Annotated in this window: 16 protein-coding genes; 8 read left to right on the top strand and 8 right to left on the bottom strand. The window is 68.8% G+C overall.

Features of this window, described 5'->3' with window-relative positions; translation table 11 throughout:
• Window positions 1-31 precede the first annotated feature (31 nt).
• Window positions 32-1,513 carry an MFS transporter gene (locus IEY95_RS02130; protein ID WP_189184067.1) on the bottom strand — a complete coding sequence of 494 codons (1,482 nt, stop codon included), beginning with the start codon at window positions 1,511-1,513 and terminating at the stop codon, window positions 32-34.
• Window positions 1,514-1,598: 85 nt separating this feature from the next.
• Between IEY95_RS02130 and IEY95_RS02125 the strand changes: the two genes are divergently transcribed.
• Window positions 1,599-2,012, top strand: coding sequence for a MarR family winged helix-turn-helix transcriptional regulator (locus tag IEY95_RS02125; protein ID WP_189184066.1), 414 nt, complete (start codon window positions 1,599-1,601; stop codon window positions 2,010-2,012).
• Window positions 2,013-2,088: 76 nt separating this feature from the next.
• Here IEY95_RS02125 and IEY95_RS02120 read toward each other — a convergent pair whose 3' ends face one another.
• Both IEY95_RS02120 and IEY95_RS02115 read right to left on the bottom strand, forming a co-directional pair.
• Window positions 2,089-2,826, bottom strand: a complete 738-nt coding sequence (locus IEY95_RS02120; protein WP_189184065.1) for a maleylpyruvate isomerase family mycothiol-dependent enzyme — start codon at window positions 2,824-2,826, stop codon at window positions 2,089-2,091.
• A gap of 101 nt (window positions 2,827-2,927) precedes the next feature.
• Window positions 2,928-5,033 carry an NPCBM/NEW2 domain-containing protein gene (locus tag IEY95_RS02115; RefSeq protein ID WP_189184064.1) on the bottom strand — a complete coding sequence of 702 codons (2,106 nt, stop codon included), beginning with the start codon at window positions 5,031-5,033 and terminating at the stop codon, window positions 2,928-2,930.
• Window positions 5,034-5,309: 276 nt separating this feature from the next.
• Here IEY95_RS02115 and IEY95_RS02110 point away from each other — a divergent pair, with 276 nt between their 5' ends.
• The gene (locus IEY95_RS02110; protein ID WP_189184063.1) at window positions 5,310-6,878 is read left to right on the top strand and encodes a cellulose binding domain-containing protein; all 1,569 of its coding nucleotides are present in this window, start codon (window positions 5,310-5,312) and stop codon (window positions 6,876-6,878) included.
• Between the two features lie 100 nt (window positions 6,879-6,978).
• Here IEY95_RS02110 and IEY95_RS48625 read toward each other — a convergent pair whose 3' ends face one another.
• The 4 genes from IEY95_RS48625 to IEY95_RS02090 all read right to left on the bottom strand — a co-directional run bounded on the left by IEY95_RS48625 (window position 6,979) and on the right by IEY95_RS02090 (window position 12,245).
• A complete protein-coding gene (locus IEY95_RS48625) occupies window positions 6,979-7,095 on the bottom strand; it encodes an RICIN domain-containing protein (protein ID WP_229702514.1) in 117 nt (38 codons plus the stop codon).
• A 106-nt stretch (window positions 7,096-7,201) separates the two neighbouring features.
• A complete protein-coding gene (locus IEY95_RS02100; RefSeq protein ID WP_189184062.1) occupies window positions 7,202-7,894 on the bottom strand; it encodes an alpha-L-fucosidase in 693 nt (230 codons plus the stop codon).
• A complete protein-coding gene (locus tag IEY95_RS50080) occupies window positions 7,891-10,344 on the bottom strand; it encodes an RICIN domain-containing protein (protein WP_268240402.1) in 2,454 nt (817 codons plus the stop codon). The genes IEY95_RS02100 and IEY95_RS50080 overlap by 4 nt, the downstream gene beginning before the upstream one ends.
• Window positions 10,341-12,245, bottom strand: a complete 1,905-nt coding sequence (locus tag IEY95_RS02090; protein ID WP_189184061.1) for a glycoside hydrolase family 47 protein — start codon at window positions 12,243-12,245, stop codon at window positions 10,341-10,343. Before IEY95_RS02090 ends, IEY95_RS50080 begins: the two co-directional genes overlap by 4 nt.
• A 394-nt stretch (window positions 12,246-12,639) precedes the next feature.
• On the opposite strand from IEY95_RS02090, the gene IEY95_RS02085 reads away from it, so the two are divergent.
• From IEY95_RS02085 to IEY95_RS02065, 5 genes are all read left to right on the top strand, one after another.
• On the top strand, window positions 12,640-12,867 hold the full coding sequence (locus IEY95_RS02085; protein WP_189184060.1) for a hypothetical protein: 228 nt from the start codon (window positions 12,640-12,642) through the stop codon (window positions 12,865-12,867).
• Between the two features lie 43 nt (window positions 12,868-12,910).
• The gene (locus IEY95_RS02080) at window positions 12,911-13,354 is read left to right on the top strand and encodes a DUF6879 family protein (protein ID WP_229702513.1); all 444 of its coding nucleotides are present in this window, start codon (window positions 12,911-12,913) and stop codon (window positions 13,352-13,354) included.
• Between the two features lie 13 nt (window positions 13,355-13,367).
• On the top strand, window positions 13,368-14,213 hold the full coding sequence (locus IEY95_RS02075; protein ID WP_189184058.1) for a helix-turn-helix domain-containing protein: 846 nt from the start codon (window positions 13,368-13,370) through the stop codon (window positions 14,211-14,213).
• A gap of 302 nt (window positions 14,214-14,515) precedes the next feature.
• Window positions 14,516-14,773: a hypothetical protein gene (locus IEY95_RS02070; RefSeq protein WP_189184057.1), complete on the top strand. Its 258-nt coding sequence runs from the start codon at window positions 14,516-14,518 to the stop codon at window positions 14,771-14,773.
• On the top strand, window positions 14,770-14,997 hold the full coding sequence (locus IEY95_RS02065) for a DUF7848 domain-containing protein (RefSeq protein ID WP_189184056.1): 228 nt from the start codon (window positions 14,770-14,772) through the stop codon (window positions 14,995-14,997). The genes IEY95_RS02070 and IEY95_RS02065 overlap by 4 nt, the downstream gene beginning before the upstream one ends.
• Window positions 14,998-15,431: 434 nt before the next feature.
• On the opposite strand, the gene IEY95_RS02060 is transcribed toward IEY95_RS02065, so the two are convergent.
• On the bottom strand, window positions 15,432-16,595 hold the full coding sequence (locus tag IEY95_RS02060; RefSeq protein ID WP_189184608.1) for an MFS transporter: 1,164 nt from the start codon (window positions 16,593-16,595) through the stop codon (window positions 15,432-15,434).
• 568 nt (window positions 16,596-17,163) lie between these two features.
• Between IEY95_RS02060 and IEY95_RS02055 the strand changes: the two genes are divergently transcribed.
• Window positions 17,164-19,236 carry a galactose-binding domain-containing protein gene (locus IEY95_RS02055; RefSeq protein WP_189184607.1) on the top strand — a complete coding sequence of 691 codons (2,073 nt, stop codon included), beginning with the start codon at window positions 17,164-17,166 and terminating at the stop codon, window positions 19,234-19,236.
• The last annotated feature ends 29 nt before the right edge of the window (window positions 19,237-19,265 follow it).

Here is a 19,265-nt window from a genome sequence, read left to right as displayed (position 1 = left end):
ATCCCCGCCGGGCGCACGCGCTGGAGACGTACTAGTCCCCGACCGCCACTCGTTCCGCTTCCGCCTCCTCCTGGAGGGACTTGGCGACGACGACGGACTGCTGCGGACGCCGTGTCCGCAGGCCCGGCAGGGTGATCAGCAGACCCACGAGGGCGATGCCGGTCACCACCATCAGGCCGGGCCGGTAGCTGTCGAGGACGGCCTGCGGCGAGGAGCCCTCGGAGGAGTTCGCGGTCACGACCGCCGTCACGACGGCCAGGAAGATCGCGCCGCCCACCTGGACCGAGGTGTTGAGCAGACCCGACACCATGCCCTGCTCGTGGTCGTCCACGCCGTTGGTGGCCTGGATGTTGAGCGAGGGGAACACCAGCGCGCAGGCCGCGCCGATCAACAGCATCGTCGGCAGGATGACCGCCGCGTACACGGGGTCGAGGTCGACGCGCAGGAAGAGCGCGTACCCGACGACCATCAGGGCGAAGCCCACCGCGATGAGCCGCGGGGTCCCGAACCGGTCGACCACGGCCCCCACCTTGGTGGAGGACAGCGCCACCAGCGCCCCGGCAGGCAGGAAGGCGAGCGCGGTGTGCAGGGCCGACCAGCCCAGCAGTGACTGCATGTACAGGGTCACCAAGAACTGGAATCCGACGTACGAGCCGAAGAACGCCATCGCGCCGAGCTGGGCCCGGATCTGGCTGCCGGAGCGCAGCACTCCGAGCCGGATCAGCGGGCTGGGACTGCGCCGCTCGACGGTCACGAAGACGGTGAGCAGCACGGCGACCGCGAGGAAGGAGAGGAGAGTGCGGGCCGAGCCCCAGCCGACCTCGGGAGCCTGGACGACGGTGAAGACGAGCAGGAGCATCGAGGCGGTACCGATGATGGCGCCGGGGATGTCGTAACCGCGGTGGTCCTTCTCGCGCTCGCTGCGGGGGATGAGCTTCAGACCCGCGAGCAGTGCGATGACCGCGATGGGCGCGGGCAGCAGCATCGTCAGCCGCCAGCTCGCCTCGGTGAGCAGGCCGGACAGGACCAGCCCCATGGAGAAGCCGGTGGCCGCGCAGGTGGTGTAGATCGAGAGCGCGCGGTTGCGGAGCGGGCCCTCGGCGAAGGTCGTGGTGATGATCGACAGGCCTGCGGGCGCGGTGAACGCCGCGCTCAGGCCCTTGATGAAGCGGCTGGCGATCAGCAGCGGACCCGAATCGACGAGTCCGCCGAGCAGCGAGGCGAGCGCGAAGACGCCCAGGGCCACCAGGAAGACCTGGCGGCGGCCCAGCAGGTCGGCGGTGCGTCCGCCGAGGAGGAGCAGTCCGCCGTATCCCAGGATGTAGCCGCTGACGATCCATTGGAGCGTCGAGGTGGAGAGGTCGAGTTCGGAGCCGATGGACGGCAGGGCGACGCCGACCATCGACACGTCCAGCGCGTCCAGGAACATCGCGGCGCAGAGCACCAGCAGAGTGCCCCACAGTCGAGGGGTCCAGCGTTCCTGAGGAGCGGGGTGGGTGAGCGGAGAGGTCATGCCCCAGACACTACATGCACATGCATTGGATGCAAGCACATTTAATTCCGATGCAACAAAGCCGATTTTTTGCTACGGTGCGCCCATGGCGGCGAAGAAGGCCGAGCAAGGGCTCGTGAACCAGTGGCGCGACATCCTCGCGGTGCATGCGCGCACCCTCTGCGAGATCGACCGCGAACTGCATCCGCACGGCCTCGGTGCCAGCGACTTCGAGGTGCTGGACGTACTGGCCGAGGGCGCCGCGTCGGACGGCGGTGGTTCGTACCGCGTCCAGGAGATCTCCGAGCATGTCCATCTGAGCCAGAGCGCCCTGTCGCGGCTGATCGGCCGACTGGAGAAGGACGGTCTGGTCACGCGCGGCATGTGTGCGGAGGACCGCCGGGGCGTGCGGGTGTGCCTCACGCCGAAGGGACGCGAGCTGCACGGCGAGGTGCTGCCGGTGCAGCGCGCGGTGCTGACGCGGATGCTGGCGGGCGGCCCGGCCACCGCCTGCGAGTGAGGGACCTGGCCCGCTCAGTTCCGGGTGACCGGACCCGCGTCGCTCAGCCCGGGGTGAACTCGGGCTCGGGCACCCGTCAGCTCCAGGTGATCCCCGACTTCTCCCGCCACAGCGCGGCGAGCGAGGCGTCACCCGTCGCGCCGGGGAACGGCATGCGGTTCCAGAGCGCCAGGTAGATCCGTGCGGCCGGTCCGGCCAGCTCGCAGTCCGCGTCCCCGCCCTCGTCCCGGCCGCTGACCGGCGGCTGCGTCGACAGCCGTACGGTCCACACCGCCCCCGTATCCGTGGCCCGCACCCGAAGGACGCGCGGCTCCTCCACCCGTACTTTGCTCCTCGAGCGCGCGTGGAACCCGCGCAGCAACTCGTCGATCCCGTCCACCGCGAAGTCCGCGACGACCGGGGTCGGCTCCCCGCCGAGAGCCGACTCCGCGTCGACCCGATGCACGGTCGTCTCGTGGGCCTGCCGTCGCGCCCAGAAGGCGAGCGGCGAGGGCGCGGGCAGAAAACTCCAGCACTCCACGTCGGGCGAGGCGCCGGTGAGGGTGTCGACGAGCCGCCGGTGGCCTTGCCGGAACCAGTCCATGAGCTCATCACCGTCGAGATCCGGCAGGCCGCCGTCGGGGTGGTACGAGGTGTACCCCTCGGCGACGAACGCGGTGGCCCACCGGTGCACCATGCCCGTGTGCCGCACCAGATCCCGCACCTGCCAGCCCGGGCAGGTCGCGACCTTGGCGTCCACCCCCGCCTCCTCGGCTGCCGCGGCCAGCAACCGGCCTTCCCTGTCCAGGGTTTCCAGGAAGTACTCAATCTCCATACGGGGAGTCTGCCGGAGGGAGTGGGGGCGGGGGAGTACCTCGCCCTCAGTCGGTCGTCATGTGGTGCCGAGCCCAGCTGCCCCGCGCCGCGCCCTCTCGCTCAGGCGCAGGCCAGCCGCGGGCCGGCCCAGTCCGCGTGGTCGTAGTTGATGCCGTCCCCGGAGTCGGTGACGACGAGCCGGAGTTCGAGGCCGCCGGTGAGGTCCGCGCTGAGCGGCTTCGCCGCGTCGGCGCCCGTCATGCGGCCGCTGTCCGCGACGAGTGTGTCGTCCCGGTAGAGGCGGAAGACGACGGATCCGTTACTGCCGCCGGCCTCGTCGTCGACGCCGACGCTCACGGTGAGCCCCGAACAGCTGCCACCGAGGTAGTAGGCGACGGTGCTTGCGGCATGGGTGCCCAGGCCCTTGGCGTAGGTCGTGCCGTTGATCGTGAGGGTGTGACCATCTCCGGCGGCCTGCTCGCCGTTGCTGCGATCGCGCTCCACGGGGCCCCAGCCGCCGGTGGCCGAGGACCAGGGCAGGTCGCTGAGCGCATGCGTACCCGCCGCGGGGCCGCTGCCGCACGCGAGCCGGGCGTCGGCCCAGTCGGCATGGTCGTAGGCGATTCCGTCGCCGCCGTCCGTGACGACGAGTCGGAGCTTCGTGCCGCCGGTGAGATCGGCTGTCAGCCTCAGCGGCGGATCACTGGCCGTCCGCACACCGCTGTCGGCGACCTTGGTCGCGTCCCGGTAGAGCTGGAAGCCGACGGATCCGCCCTTGGTCGACTCGTCGTCGACCCCGACGTCCACGCGGAGGGACGTGCAGGCGCCGCCCAGGTAGTACGTGATGTCGCTCGAGGCATGGGTGCCGAGGCCCTTGGTATACGTCGTGCCGTTGATCGTGAGGGTGCGGCCGTCGCCCGCCGCCTGCTCGCCGTTGCTCAGGTCGCGCTCGACCGGGCCCCAGCCGTTGGCCGCCGAGGTCCACGGCAGATCGCCGAGCTGGTTGACGCCGGTCGGCGGCGGGACCGGCGTGCCGGGGGTGACGCGGTACATCACCGTGCCGTGCGCCGGTACCGACGCACTGATCGCGCCGGTCGTGGTGCTGGTCTGCTTCGACCAGAGGTCTTTGAGGGAGTACGACGTCGCCCCGCCCAGACCGACGGCCTCCGCGGTCGTCGACACCGTCCTCGTCGTCGTGTTCTCGTTCGTCAGCGTCACCGAACGGCCGCCGTCGGCCAGCGGCTTGGACATCACGACGAGACCGCCGGAGGAGGACACCACCGTGCCCTGCCGCCCCAGTGTGTCCTGGTCGACGGCGATGACGTCGCTGTTCCTGAGGATGTCCAGCGTCGCCGACGACACATTGCGCAGATCGCTCCCGATCAGCAGCGGTGCGGCCATCTGCGCCCAGAGACTGAAGTGGGTGCGGTACTCGGTGTCGGTCATGCCGCCGTTGCCGACTTCCAGCATGTCGGGGTCGTTCCAGCCACCGGGCTTGGCGTACGGGGCAAGTGGCTGGTTCTGGTGGGCGATGCCGATCATGCTGGACCAGGAGTCGGAGATGTCCCCCGTCGTGCGCCAGGCATTGCCGTACTGGGACGCCCAGTTCCAGGGCTGGTTCTCTCCCCACTCGCAGATGCTGTAAAGGATCGGCCGGCCGGTGGCTTTGAGCGCGTCGCCCATCGCCTTGTACCGCTGCTTGGCGTCGACGCCGGTGTTGTTGCAGTTGTCGTACTTGAGGTAGTCCACGCCCCAGGACGCCCACAGGTTGGCGTCCTGCTGCTCGTGTCCGAGGCCGCCGGGGAAGCCTTGCGTGTCGCAGGTCTTGGTGCCGGCGCTTGAGTAGAGCCCGAACTTCAGGCCCTTGGAGTGGACGTAGTCCGCAACCGCCTTGATCCCGTTGGGGAAGCGAGCCGGATCGGGTACGAGGTTGCCGCTCGCGTCACGGTTCGGCAGCGCCCAGCAGTCGTCGATGTTGACGTATGTGTAGCCCGCGTCCTTGAGGCCCTGGGAGACGAAGGCGTCGGCGATGCCCTTGACCATGGCCTCGTCGAACTCGGCACGGCAGTGCGTCGAGTTCCAGTTGTTGAAGCCCATGGGCGGGGTGCGGGCGAGGCCGTTGTCCACGGTGGGCGCGGTGGCCGGCGCGGCCGACGCGGGCTGCGCGGCCACGGGCTGCACCACCACGGCGGTCGAGGCGGCGAGGCACAACGTGGCCACGGCCATGACGGATGGGGTTCTGCGGGGGCGTCGTTCGGCGAACACGTGCGGCTCCGAGGGGGGGGTGATGTTGCACACGACCAAACGAGGGCGAACGAAAGCCACCACATCACAGCTGTGTGTTCAGAACATGTCAAGACCAGTCGCGAATCCCTGATGTGCCACCCCGCCCCTTGACGCCGGGCCGCGGGCTCGGTACGTACTGACAGGGCTTTGGTATGGACCAATCAATCGCCGCTCCGCGCGCCGCCCCGGCGCCCCAACCCCCCAGTGGAGGCAGCAATGCGAAGACCGTTGGCCCTGATCGCGATGTTCATCGGCGCACTCGTTCTCGTCCTGGCACCACCCGCCGCCGCGGCCACCCCGACCGCGGCGTTTTCCAAGACTTCGGCCTGGGACGGCGGTTACCAGGGCGCGTACGTCATCACCAACAGCGGAAGCACCACGCTGTCCGGCTGGACCGTCGAGTTCGACCTGCCCTCGGGCACCACCGTGGGGTCGTACTGGGACGCGCTGCTCACGCACAGCGGCAGCCACTACACCTTCAAGAACCGTGAGTACAACGGCTCGTTGGCGCCCGGTGCGACCACCTCTTTCGGGTGGGTCTCCAGCGGCACCGGTACGCCGACGAACTGCACACTCAACGGCGCGTCGTGCGCGGGCGGTTCCCATGGCGGCGACACCACGCCTCCCAGCGTGCCGTCCGGGGTGACCGTCGGCTCCGCGACCGGTTCGTCGCTCACCGTACGCTGGAGCGCCTCCACCGACGACTCCGGTACGGTCGCGGGCTACGAGGTCTCCCGCGACGGAGGAGCACCGGTCGCCGTCACCGGGACTTCGTACACCGCCACCGGCCTTCAGGCGAGCACGAGTTACTCGTTCCGCGTCCGGGCGAAGGACGCCGCGGGCAACACCTCCGCCTACAGCACGGCGGTCGGCGGTACGACCTCCTCCGGCGGTGGCTCCCAGCCGGGCGGCGGTGTGCGCACCGCGCCCTACGTCGACATGGGCGCCTGGCCCACGCCGAGCATGCCCGAGATGGCCTCGGCGAGCGGGATCAAGAGCTACACCATGGCGTTCGTCACCGCCTCCGGCTGCAAGGCGATGTGGTTCAACGCCTATGACCCGAGGGACGGTTGGGCCAAGGACCAGATCGATGCGATCCGGGCCGGCGGGGGAGACGTCAAGGTCTCCTTCGGTGGCGCCACCGGTATCGAACTGGCCCAGGCCTGCGGATCGGCGGACGCGCTCTTCACGGAGTACAACGCGGTCGTCACCGCCTACGACCTGAAGTACGTCGACTTCGACATCGAGGGCGCCGCCACCGCCGACCCGGCTTCGGTCACCCGCCGGTCCCAGGCCCTGGCACGCCTGCAACAGGCTCATCCGGAGTTGCGGGTCTCGCTCACGCTCCCCGTGCTTCCGGAGGGCCTGACCACCGACGGACTGAACGTGGTCAAGTCGGCGCGCGACGCGGGCGTGGACCTCGACGTCGTGAACGTCATGGCGATGGACTACTACCGGAGCGTCGACTACGGCGACGCGGCCGTGCAGGCCGCGCAGAGCACCTTCACCCAGCTGAAGTCGCTCTACCCGAGTAGGACGGACGCTCAGGTGTGGGCCATGGTCGGAGTGACACCGATGCTCGGCCAGAACGACGACGGTCACCTCTACGACCAAGCGGACGCCCGCCAGCTGGTGGCCTTCGCGCAGGGCAAGCACCTCGGGGAACTCGCCTTCTGGGAGTCGACCCGCGACCGCAACGCCTGCACGGGCGCCCTGTACATGTGCACCAACATCCCGCAGGCTCCCTACGAGTTCGCGAAGATCTTCGCGGCGTACACCGGCTGACGCGCCGACGCACAGCCGTGCGGTGCCTCCGGGCGGCTTGCGGGCCGACCGGAGGCACCGAGGAGTCGGCGGGCTGGTCCCGCCTGTCTCCGTCACCGGCTCAGAGCGAAGTCCAGCGCTGGTTGGAACCCGCGTTGCAGTCCCACAGCACCACCTGCGTGCCGTTGGCCGAGTTGAAGCCGGGTACATCCAGACAGCGCCCCGAGGCCGGGTTCACGAGTGCGTCGCCGGACGCGCGCCACTGCTGTTGGCAGCGCCGTGACAGGTGTAGAGCTGCACCCGCGCGATGTCTCCGTAACAGGTCAGCAGCTCGTAGAGGGTGTTCATGAAGTACGCGTTGTAGTCGTCGGCCGTGACGGAGAACGTCTGTCCGTCGACCACGTCCGCGGGGTCGGCGGGGATCGTCCGGTCCGTGGCCGCGCTGCCATTGGAGTCCCAGCCGCCGGCTGGGCCTCGTGCAGGTCGGCCGGCGAGGTGTAGATCCCGAAGGCCAGCCCTTGCGCGCGAGCCGAGTCGGCGAGGTCCCGTACGACGTCGCCCTTGCCGCCGCGCCACGAGGTCGCTGTCACGCCGAAGCCGGAGTACCTGGACGGGAACAGCAGGAATCCGTCGTGGTGCTTGAAGGTGAGGATCACCTGCTTGAAGCCCGCGTCCCTCAGCGCTCTCGCCCACTGGTCGGTGTCCTGCTCCGCGGGCTGGGAAATGTTGGGATCCTCGGTGCCCGTACCGTGCTCGCGGCTGGCGTACGTGTTGACGCCGAAGTGCACGAATGCGGTCAACTCAAGTCGCTGCCAGGTCAGTTGCCGGGTGGATGGAGTGACAGTGGCCGCCTTGGCGCGGATCTGGGCGGGAGTGTCGGTCGGGGAGATGGCCACGACCGGATTGCCCGCCGCGGCAATGCCGGGGCGCGCGGTCGTGGTGGCGTCCGCGGTCGCCGTCTGGGTCGCGCCCAGCCACGCCGCGAGCACCAGCACCATGCCGCCGATCAGCGTCCGTTTCCTCGCCGTGGTCCTCATGACGCCTCCAGCTGCCACTGTTGGTTGGCTCCGCCGTTCGACGGCCACTGGACGACCGGCGCGTCCTGCGCGCCGGAGGCGCCGCTCACGTCCGCCAGGTAGCCGCTGTGCCGGTTGACCAGCGTCTGGTAGCCGTCGTTCGCCGTGCCGAGGGTCCACTGCTGGTTCTCGCCGCCGTTGACGGTCCACTGGACGAGCTGTGTCCCCTGCGTCGTGGAGAAGCCCGGCACGTCCAGGGCTCTGTTGCTGCGCGTGTTGACGAGCTGCACGTAGCCGCCGTCCTGCACCACACGCCAGCGCTGGCTCGCCACGCCGGTGTCGGCCTGCTGCACGATCGCCGCTCCGTCGTCGGAGGAACTGCCCGCGACCGCCAGCACCTTGCCGCTGCTGCGATTGACGATCTTGTACGTGGTGGTCGTGCCCGGAGTGATGGAGAAGTTGTCGAACTGTACGTTCCGCCAACGGGAGGTGATGCTGTTCTCGCCGACCCCCACCGCGAGTCCCGCCGGGCCGAGCCCATACGCGGTGTCCTCGGCGCTGCCCAGCGTCACGCCGTCCGCGATCGCGGTCAGGGTTGAGCCCTGCAGTCGGAAGGCGAGCTTGTGCCAGGTGTTCGCGTCCAGCGCCGTCCGCGTGCCGGAGGCGAGGACGGTGAGTGCGCCGGCCGTGTCGCCCCGCAGGATCTGCCAGGTGCCCGCCTGCCCGACCTTCAGGTAGTAGGCGTTGATCTGGCCCACCTGCCAGTAGTCCCGGGCGCCGAACCGGCCGAGCAGCGCCACCGAGCCGCCCGTCCGCTCGAACATGACGTCCGACTGCACGGTGTAATCGGTCAGCGAGTTGTCACCGATCAGCGCGTACGCCGGGCTCTGGTGCGGGTGCCAGGGGATGGGCGCGACGGGCGCCGTCTGGCGCAGGCACTGCCCGCCACGGCCGCCGCCGCAGCCGGCGGTCTCGAAGGAGCCGTGCTGGTCGGCGAGATAGCGGGCCTCGCGCCCGGTGGCGTACGCGTCGAAGCCGTCGGTGTGCGGCAGTGGGAACGACGCGGACGCCGGGCCGGACGCCGATCCCTTGCCCTGTCCGCCGGCCGTGCTGATCGAGTAGATGCGGCCGGGTTGCAGGGTGAGGGACCACGTGCCGCCGGACGGGGTGATGTCCGCCTGGCGTACGAACCAGTCCGACGGGTTGGCGGAGTTGAGGTTGGTGGCCCACACGTGCAGCGTTCCGGTGGGCAGTCCGTCGGTGACACGGGCGGTGAACTGCTCGGTGGCGGTGGCGCGGGTGGTCTCGATGATCGTGGTGTAGTCGGTGTTGCCCGGCGCCTTGAGGGTGACGTAACTGCCGATGTTCCGGTCGCCGGAGAGGTAGCCGCTCGCCGAGTCCGCGAACTGCCATCCCGGCTTGGCGAATTGGTTCCAGTGTGCCTGGACCCACAGGCCCTTGCCGACGCTGTACTGCCCCGACCAGGGCTGCGGTGCCACCATCAGGCCGGTCGTCTGGAAGGGCAGTCCAGGCGGAAGGGCGGCGATCAGCGGCCAGTTGATGTATGCCGTCATCTTGGCGTCGATATAGCCGCGGCTTAGCTGGCGGGCCATCACTGGGCCGTTGGCGTTGTAGTCCTGTGAGCCGTTCTCGCTCGCCCACAGCGGCTTGCCGAGGTTCTGCGCCGCGGCCGGTGACTCGCAGCGGTCGCCGGTGGACTCCGAGACGCCCTCGCACGGGTAGTGGGCGCCGACGACGGCGATCGCGTCATTGAACGCCTGGTTGTTCTGCATGTCGGTGACGACGTCCCAGCCGCCGTCGGCGCCGACTAATTGGACGTGCCCGAAGCCGCCCGCGTCGAGGGCCTTGCGCAGGTCGACGAACCAGCCGGAGTCCCAGCCGTTCTCGTTCCATCCGCCCAGATAGTCGATGGTCAGGCCGTGGACGTCGCGCGCACCGCGCAGGTAGTTGACCAGATACGTGATCATGTTCTTGGTCCACACGTCGGACGTGCCGATCCAGCCCGGCGCGGCCCAGGCGAGCGCGGCCAGCTTGATGCCCGGGTTGCGGGCCTTGGCCTGCTCCATCAGCCACCACTCGTATCCGCGCTGGTAGTTCTGGTCGTCGGCGGTGTGCATATGGCTGGGTTCGGCGCCGTCCGTGGAGTTGGCGTCGCCCCCGATCTCCACCTTCAGCAGCGAGATGTTCGCCCCGTAGCCCGGCTTGAACAGATAGTCGAGGATCTGGCCGCGCTGCGGCTCCGGATAGTCGTACAGCAGCTTGGCGTTGCCCCCGCCGCCGCTGACCGCACCGACCCCGTCGAAGACGCGGCCGGCCGCAGTGCCGCTGAGGGTGACGGAGGTCGCGGCCTGCGCCTGCCCGGCCGGCAGGCCGAGGACGGAGGCGAGGAAGGCGAGGACGAGAAGGGCGCGTATGAGCAGGAGTCTCACCGGAGATCGCATCGCCGTCATACCCTCTCCAGCTGCCACTGCTGGGTGCCGGCGCCGCCGACGGGCTGCTGCACCACCGCACTGCCGCTGCCGGTTCCGTCGAGGTCGGCCGCCTTGCCGCTGTTGCGGTTGACGAGCCGGTAGTAGCCGTCGCCGGTGGACTGGAGCGTCCACTGCTGCGTGTTGGTGCCGTTGTGCGCCCACTGGTTCAGTGCGGTGCCGTCCGCCGTGGAGGAGCGCGGGACCTCGAGCACCTTGCCGCTGCCCAGGCCGGTCAGCTTGGTGTAGCCGCCGGTGGTGGTGGCGATCCAGCGCTGGTTGGCGCCGGTGTGCGGCGTCCATGCGATCACCGCGCCGCCGTCCGCCGTCGACGCGCCGCTCACGTCCATCGCCCGGCCGGTCGCCCGGTTGAGGAGCCGGTAGGTGCCGCTCACGCCCGGCGCCGCGACCCGGTTGATGCCGCGCAGCACATTTCCCTCGGTGGTGAGGTAGTTGGTGGCGTAGTCGAAGCGCGGCGCGCCCGACCACAGCAGGTAGAAGTACTTCATGTTCTCCGAGTACCAGTAGCCCGGAGTGAGATCGCCCTTGGTGGTGGGCGTGGTCGTCATGTCCGACACGATCGTGTAGCCGTTCGCGACCTTGCAGTGCGCCTTCTGCGCGTTCCACAGCCACTTGGCGCGGTCCCGGTAGACCTCCTTGCCGGTCAGAAGCCACAGGAACAGCGCGGAGTCCGCGTATTCGGGGCGCAGTTGATACTCATTGCTCGTCGCCGCGAGCGTCGTGTAGTCGATGCCTTCGGGCGGCAGCTTGTGCGGCGCCAGGGCGTCCGCCCAGGAGGAGTGGTACGACTCGCCCTCGCTCAGGTTGCCCCCCTGGGCGAGCAACCCGGCGTAGAACGCGGTGAGTTCCGACTGCCCGCGGCCTACCAGCGCGCCGGTGTTCATGTTGACGGACTTGAACCAGAGCCGTCCGCCGTACGTCTCCCCGAGGCGCTTCAGGATCGCCGCGGTCAGTGTTTGGTACCAGCCGCGGATCTCGGTGTCGCCGAGGAACTGGTAGGCGTCCCAGAGGTATTCGAAGTACGAGTCGACGGGCGGGTCGACGCGGGCGGTGGCATCGGTCCAGGCGCCGGTGTCCACGTTGAGTGTCGAGCCTACGAGGTCGATCGAGGACCGCCGGTCGTACACGGCCTTCAGCGCCTTCTTCGCCGCGTTGAAGTACTTCTGGTCGCCGGTGAGTTGGGAGAGCAGACCGAGCTCGGTGATGTTGCTGCCGATCTCGGCGAGCGGCACCGCGTTGCCGCTGACCGCGCCGGTGCGCAGATTGACGTACCGGTACGGGGCGCCCGTTGGCGACGACGTGAACGCGGGGAGCAGCCGGTCGGCGAGGTCGCGGGCCCCGGCCAGCAGGACGGCGCTGCCGGTGGCCTGGTAGCCGGAGAGCAGTCCGCCGACCAGCCGGATGATCGTCTCGAAGACGTGGATGCTCGCGTTGCGGTCGAAGTCGAGGTTGCCGTCGATCCAGGCGATCGCCGCGTCCAACTCGCCGTCGAGCTCCATCAGGTAGAGCGTGTCGAGCGACTCGACGAGGGTCAGGCCCAGCGATACCCCGCTGATGAAGAAGTCCGAACCGGTGCCGCTGACCGGCCGCAACTCGTCGCGGCCCCAAGACAGGCGGCGATACGCCGTCCAGGCCATGAGGAACTCCTGCCGTACGTCCTCCGCGAGCGCGGGGTCGGGCGGTCCGGCCGCGGCGAACGCGGGCACCGAACCCGGGCCGCCGAGTGCGGCGAAGGCAGCTGTGGCGCCTACCGCGGTACGCAGTAGGGCACGGCGTGACAGCCGGGCGGGCAGGGGTGCGGCCGTGGACGGTGGTGCCGCCAACTGTCTTGCCGTGAACCGCGGGATGGAAGGTGTCGCCATGTGGGGCCTCCACGGGGAGGAATGGGTGACAACGTTGTCTCCGGACCTTCGCAGGTCGTCGCCGGTTGCGAGGAAGGTGCGGTTGTGCGGGCGTCAAAAATGCGTTCGAGGCTCGGTGGGTGAGTGTGCAATGCTGTCATGCTCGCGTCAAGTACGCTCGCTGGGCGTCGGCATTGGCGACGCGCGAGCTCGGCCCATGAACCACTGCCTGTCCGCGTCGCTTGCACGCACGCCTGGCGCAGCGAGCCGCGCTATCTGCGGGCCCCTGGGTGGCCGGTAGCGGGGTTTCGCATGTCCGAACGCCCGTAGAAGTTCGTGCAAGTTGCTGGCACGTGAGGGTGTTCCGGCGCAAGCTCGGTCATGTCGATCGTCACCGATTGCACCGGAGGACACCATGACGTTGCACCGGTTGGGCAAGGACCCCGAGAGCCCTAACAACGGCTCTCCGACTGTGTACCTGGACGACGAAACCGGGAACTACATCCTGCAAGGGTGGCGGGTCACGGACGCTGAGCGCTTGGCGCAGATGAACATCCCGGATCATGAAACGGTGATCGAGTTCCCGAGGCGCATGATGCAGTTCTTCCCGGAGGTGACTGGTGGCGACGGAGCCGACGTTTGAGGCCCTGTTCCGCTCTGCTCAACACAGCGCGTGCCACCTGGAGATGCGGGACGCATACGGGCTCGATGACGACTACCAGGAGTGGACGGCGGGCAACCGCTTCGACCCTGCGGAGCGCTGGCCCTGGTGGATCGATCTCGTCTCCGCATCCGTGGCTCGTGGCGTAACCGTGCGCCGGGCACGCATCGTCTCCGAGCCGATCTCCTCATACGTGCGGTACGAGCACGAACTCACCAGCGGACACAACGTCAAGGCCGGTGAGGCCGTGCGCTGGCTGCCCCGTCGGCAAGCCTCCAGCCTGGCCCTGCCTGGCAATGACTTCTGGCTGTTCGACGGTACGACAGCCCTGTTCAACCACTTCGCAGGGGACGGAACGATGACCGGAGAAGAGTTGGTCACTGACCCCGCCGTGGTGGAGCTGTGTGCGTCGGCATTCGCTGCCGTGTGGGAACGCGCCACCCCGCACGAGGAGTACAAGCCGGTCTGACGGAACATCGAACGTGACTTCATCGTCCAGCGTCCAGCAAGCCCGAGAGGCTCTCGGTCAGCGCCTGCGTGAGATCCGGAAAGACTCCGGGCTGACAGCGCGGGAGCTCGCCTCTCGGGCCGGCTGGCATGAGAGCAAGTGCAGCCGCATCGAGAGCGGCCGTACGGGACCGTCAGACGATGACCTGCGCACGTACACGCTGCACTGCGGGGCCGCGGACCAGACGGCCGACCTGATCGCCACAGCGCGCAACATCGACGGCGCATACGTCGAGTGGCGGCGCATGGAGCGTTCCGGGCTGCGCCGTGCGCAGGAGTCGGTCATCCCGCTGTGGGAGCGGACTCGGCACTTCCGCGCCTACTCGTCGTGGCTCATCCCCGGACCGCTCCAGACCCGCGCTTACATCGAGGCGCTACTCACAGCGATTCGTGATCGGCGCGCGCTGCCGGACGACTTGGAGGAGGCCGTTCAAGTCCGCGTCGACAAACAGCGGATCTTGCACGAAGGGCCGCGACGTTTCGCCGTGATCCTGGAGGAGAGCGCGCTCCGGCACAGGATCGGAGGCCCTGCGACCATGGCCGGTCAACTTGGTCATCTGCTGTCTCTGGCGACCCTGCCCAACGTCAGCCTGGGCGTGATCCCGCTCAGCGCGGACCGCACGGCGCTGTGGCCGGTCGAAGACTTCTGGATCTTCGATGACGCTCAGGTCAACGTCGAGTTGGTCTCTGCCTTCCTGACGATCACGCAGCCCCACGAGGTCGGCATGTACGCCCAAACCTTCGCAGATCTAGCTGACTTGGCCGTCTACGGTGCCGCAGCGCGTGGGCTCATCACCTTGGCAATCGACGCTCTCGGGTGACCGGGTGCAAGTTCGCGCAAGTTCATTGAGGTCGGCTCCACGCCGTTCCTAGCGTTGTCGCCATCAGGACAACGCCCGCGAGGGGACGGCCCCATGACTCACCGAACGACGTATCCCGGTCCGCCCGTCGAGCTACCGCTGAGACTCGACGCCGACCCGCCTCCGGGTGCCGGCTGCGACGTGTGCGATGCGCTGGACCGGGAGCGAATCGAGGCGCAAGGCAAGGGTGACATGTCCAAGGTCTCAGATATCAACATCGAGATTCGCAGTCACCCGCACAAGGGGCGCCGATCATGATTCCCATGGCTCAGTACAAGAGCGCGCGTGCTGAGGCGGAACATACGGCAGCGCTGTTGCGCGCCGCCTTGATCCGCGCCGGAATCCCCGGGAATGACGCCGTGCGAGTATGCGCCCTGGTAAGCGGCAAGGGCCGCGCGTACGTGGAAGTGGGGACGTTCCCTCTCAGCTCAGTGGTGAAGCTACTCAACGCGCTTCCGCTCGCCCTGGTCACCGACGACCACGAGGACGGCCCCACACTGCCCGCTGAGGCGTTCGGATGAGCCGCGCCGTTCTGCGCTACGTGCGCCACACGATCCGGCACGAACCAGACAGCGGAGTCACGTTCGAAACGTTCTGCGTGACGTCCGGCTGTGTCGAGAAGTCCGGCGCTCTGGAAGACCAGGAAGCGGCCCAGGACTGGTGCCTACGCCATACCGGCCGGACCGGTCATGCCCTCTTCCGCCGTGTCGTGACCGACCATGCCCGCGTGACGCGGGACGAGTGAGCCCCCGCTCCGGTAGATGCCTCAAACCCTGGACAGGTCGAGCGTCTACTGGGGCGGGCTTGCGACTCCGCCCCGCTGGAAGGCGAGGAACACTCAACAGGGTGGAGCGGCGTCCAGTCCGTGTGAGTCTCGCCAAGGACCGCGTTCGACGGCACGTGAGTCGCCCCGTGGATGACGCTGGTAGCGCAAGACGTGCTCCTGCATCCCCTCAGGCGACTCCTTGAAGCGATCCTCGAAGGGATGTCGAGCCTGACGGATCCTCACCTGAACATCGCGGTATACCTGGCTGCGACTGTCGTCCACGGCAAGCCTGGCGGGGGTCGTCCAGCGCCCCCAGAAGGAGTGCACGGGACTGTCGACGTCGCCGAGCCCCTCCGGGAGGGAACTCGACGGCGGCCTCGGGTGCAAGAGGACCGCAACAGGGGCGCGCGTCGTCAGTTCGATGCCGCGTTTCGGGTGCCGAACCCGATGAGCGCGGCCACCGCGGCCAGCGCAGCCACGCTGGTGAGGGCGGCGGGCAGGGAGAACCAGTCCGCCATGAACCCGATGGCGGGCGGTCCGAGGAGCATGCCGCCGTAGCCGAGGGTGGACGCGGTCGCGACGCCACTCGGGCCCGCCAGGGCGCCCGCGCGTTCTACGGCGACCGGGAAGATGTTGGCGAGTCCGAGGCCCGTGATCGCGAAGCCGAGCAGGGCTGCCCACACCGAGGGGGCGAGAGCGCCGAGCAGCATGCCGACCGCGGCCGTGGTGCCGCCCGCCACCACGGTCCGGGTCCGTCCGAGGCGTTCCAGGAGAGTCGTTCCGCTGAGCCGGCCGATGGTCATGGCAAGGGCGAAGCACGAGTAGCCGACGGCCGCGACGCCCGGGTGGGCCTTCAGATCCTGCTCCAGGTGCAGCGCGCCCCAGTCGGCCAGGGCTCCTTCGCCGTACGCCGTGCAGAGGGCGATCAGGCCGAAGACGGTGACCAGTCCGCGGGTGCGGGCGTCCAGGCGATGCGGGACACGCTTCTCCTGTGGCATGTGATCCGTCGGGGCCGGGGGCCCGAGCCGCAGCAGGGAGCGTCCCACGACGGCGGTCACCAGCAGGCCGATCAGGCTGAGGCCGAACAGATGGCGGGTCGGGGACAGGTACCCCGCGACCAGCCCGCCGAGCCCCGCGCCGATCATGCCGCCCAGGCTGAAGGCTCCGTGGAAACTGGGCATGATCGGCCGCCGCAGTGCGGCCACCAGATCGACGGCGGCGCTGTTGAAGGCGACGTTTATCCCGCCGTATGCGGCTCCGAAGAGGAGTAGGACGAGTCCCAGAGCGAGTGCGGAGTGGGTCAGCGGGGGCAGGGCGACGCTCAGTGACAGCAGCACGCCGCAGACCACGGTCACCGGGTGGCTGCCGTAGCGGCGACACAGGCGTCCGGTGAGCGTCATCGTGATCACCGCACCCGCGGAGACGCCGAGGAGGGCGAGCCCCAGCGCGCTGGCGGAGGCGCCGGTCTGTTCCTTGATGGCCGGGATCCGGACGACCCAGCCGGCGAAGATGAAGCCGTCGAGGGCGAAGAAGATGGTGAGGGCGATGCGGAGGCGGGTGAGGTCGTTGCCCGGCACGACGCTGTGCGATCGGGTTTTGTTTATTTGCGGCACAAAACAAGGCTAGGTCGGTGACGGAGGTCAGGGCAAGAGGCAAGACCGACGGCTGAAGGGCGGATCAGAGCGGCACGCCCTCGCAAGGTCAGCGGGGGTCGCCGAGTGGCGTGCGGGGGGACACTGCCGCATCGTCCGTCGCACCGCCCGACGTGCCGTCGGGCTCCGCTCCGCACATGGTCGGCCGAGGGGGCCGCGTCCTGTACCGGCAACGCCGGGGGGACTGGCGGCACTTCGGGGCGGGATGGGCGGCGCGGCCGCTGCCGGGGACCGGGGCGCGCTCGCCGGTGTTTCGTGTCGGTGCCCTCCCTTCCCGGCCTGGGCCCATTGCTCCGGCCCAAGGAGCGGGCGGCACGGGGTCATCAGGTCAGCGGCACGGGGTCATCAGGTCAATCGTCCCGGACTCTTGACTCGCAAGGTGTCGGCCGTGATTCTCGTCGCATAACTTGCACCGGTCATGACAATCCGGGAGGGGCCGTCCTCGGACCCCGCCGGCCTGCTCGTTGACCGCGTCATCCCCGCCGACCGAGGGATGTGGGTAGTGATCGTGGATCGATGCTCGTACCGCAGGCGCAAAGACGTCACTTTTGTGTCGCTGCTCCTCCTCGTGCTGGCCATGGCCCTCGGCCCCACGCCGAGTTCGGCGGCCGGCAACGACTGGTGGACTCCGACCGCACGCCCCACCCCGGACTCCCAGATCAACGTCACCGGCGAACCGTTCACGGGCGCCAACGCCCAAGGAGAGGTACGTGGCTTCGTCGACGCCCACGACCACCTCTTTGCCAACGAGGCCTTCGGCGGGCGACTCATCTGCGGCAAGACGTTCTCCGAGGCCGGGATAGCCGACGCGCTCAAGGACTGTCCCGAGCACTACCCCGACGGTTCGCTCGCGGTCTTCGACTTCATCACCAAGGGCGGTGACGGCCGACACGACCCGGTCGGCTGGCCCACGTTCAAGGACTGGCCCGCGCACGACTCGCTGACCCACCAGCAGAACTACTACGCCTGGGTGGAACGGGCCTGGCGCGGCGGCCAGCGGGTGCTCGTCAACGATCTCGTCACCAACGGTGTGATCTGCTCGGTGTACTTCTTCAAGGACCGCAGCTGCGACGAGATGACGTCGATCCGGCTGCAGGCGAAGCTGACGTACGACCTGCAGGCCTACGTCGACAAGATGTACGGCGGTACCGGCAAGGGATGGTTCCGGATCGTCACTGACAGCGCGCAGGCCCGCGAGGTCATCAAGCAGGGCAAACTGGCGGTCATCCTGGGCGTCGAGACCTCCGAGCCGTTCGGCTGCAAGCAGGTCCTGGACATTGCCCAGTGCAGCAAGGCCGACATCGACGCAGGGCTGGACGAGCTGTACGGGCTGGGCGTGCGCAGCATGTTCCTGTGCCACAAGTTCGACAACGCCCTGTGCGGGGTCCGCTTCGACGAGGGTGCGCTCGGAACGGCCATCAACGTCGGGCAGTTCCTGTCGACCGGCACCTTCTGGAAGACGGAGAAGTGCACGGGCCCGCAGCACGACAACCCCATCAACGGAGCCTCGGCGTCCGAGGCCGAGGGGAAGCTCCCGGCGGGCGTGCAGGTCCCCTCGTACGCGAGCGACGCCCAGTGCAACACCCGCGGTCTCACCGATCTCGGTGAGTATGCCGTGCGCGGCATGATGAAACGCAAGATGATGCTGGAGATCGACCACATGAGCGTCAAGGCCGTCGGCCGCGCGCTCGACATCTTCGAGGCCGAGTCGTATCCCGGCGTGATTTCCTCGCACAGCTGGATGGATCTGAACTGGACCGAGCGGGTCTACGGTCTCGGCGGCTTCGTTGCCCAGTACATGCACGGCTCGGAGGGATTCGTCGCCGAGGCCAACCGCACGAAGGCGCTGCGGGACAAGTACGACGTCGGTTACGGCTACGGCACGGACATGAACGGCGTCGGCGGCTGGCCGGCACCGCGCGGCGCGGATGCCGCCAACAAGGTCACGTACCCCTTCCGCAGCGTCGACGGCGGCTCCGTCATCGACAGGCAGACCACCGGCGAGCGCACCTGGGACCTGAACACCGACGGAGCCGCGCACTACGGCCTCGTCCCGGACTGGATCGAGGACATCCGGCTCGTCGGCGGACAGGACGTGGTGAACGACCTCTTCCGGGGCGCCGAGTCCTACCTCGACACGTGGGGCGCGGCCGAGAAGCACCAGGCCGGGGTCAACCTCGCCAAGGGTTCGCCGGCCACGGCCAGTTCGGCCGAGTGGAACCCGTTCACGAGCTACGCGTCCAGCCGGGCCGTGGACGGCACACGGGACACCCGCTGGGCCAGCGACTGGAGCGACGACCAGTGGCTGCGCATCGACCTTGGCTCCACGCACCTGGTCGGGCGCGTCACGCTCGACTGGGAGCGGGCGTACGGGAAGTCGTACCGCATCGAACTCTCCACCGACGGAGCGAACTGGCAGACCGCCTGGTCCACGACGTCCGGCGACGGCGGCCTGGACACGGCCCTGTTCACCGGAACACCGGCCCGCTACGTCCGTATTCACGGCCTGGAACGCGGTACCGACTGGGGATACTCGCTCTACGAAGTGGGCGTCCACAGCAGCTGAGCTGCGGCACGAGCACGGAGGACACACGG

This window comes from Streptomyces albiflavescens (assembly GCF_014645835.1).
GTDB classification, from domain to species: Bacteria; Actinomycetota; Actinomycetes; order Streptomycetales; family Streptomycetaceae; genus Streptomyces; species Streptomyces albiflavescens.
Note: the sequence above shows the minus strand (reverse complement) of the source record. Positions and strands in the feature narration are given on the sequence as shown.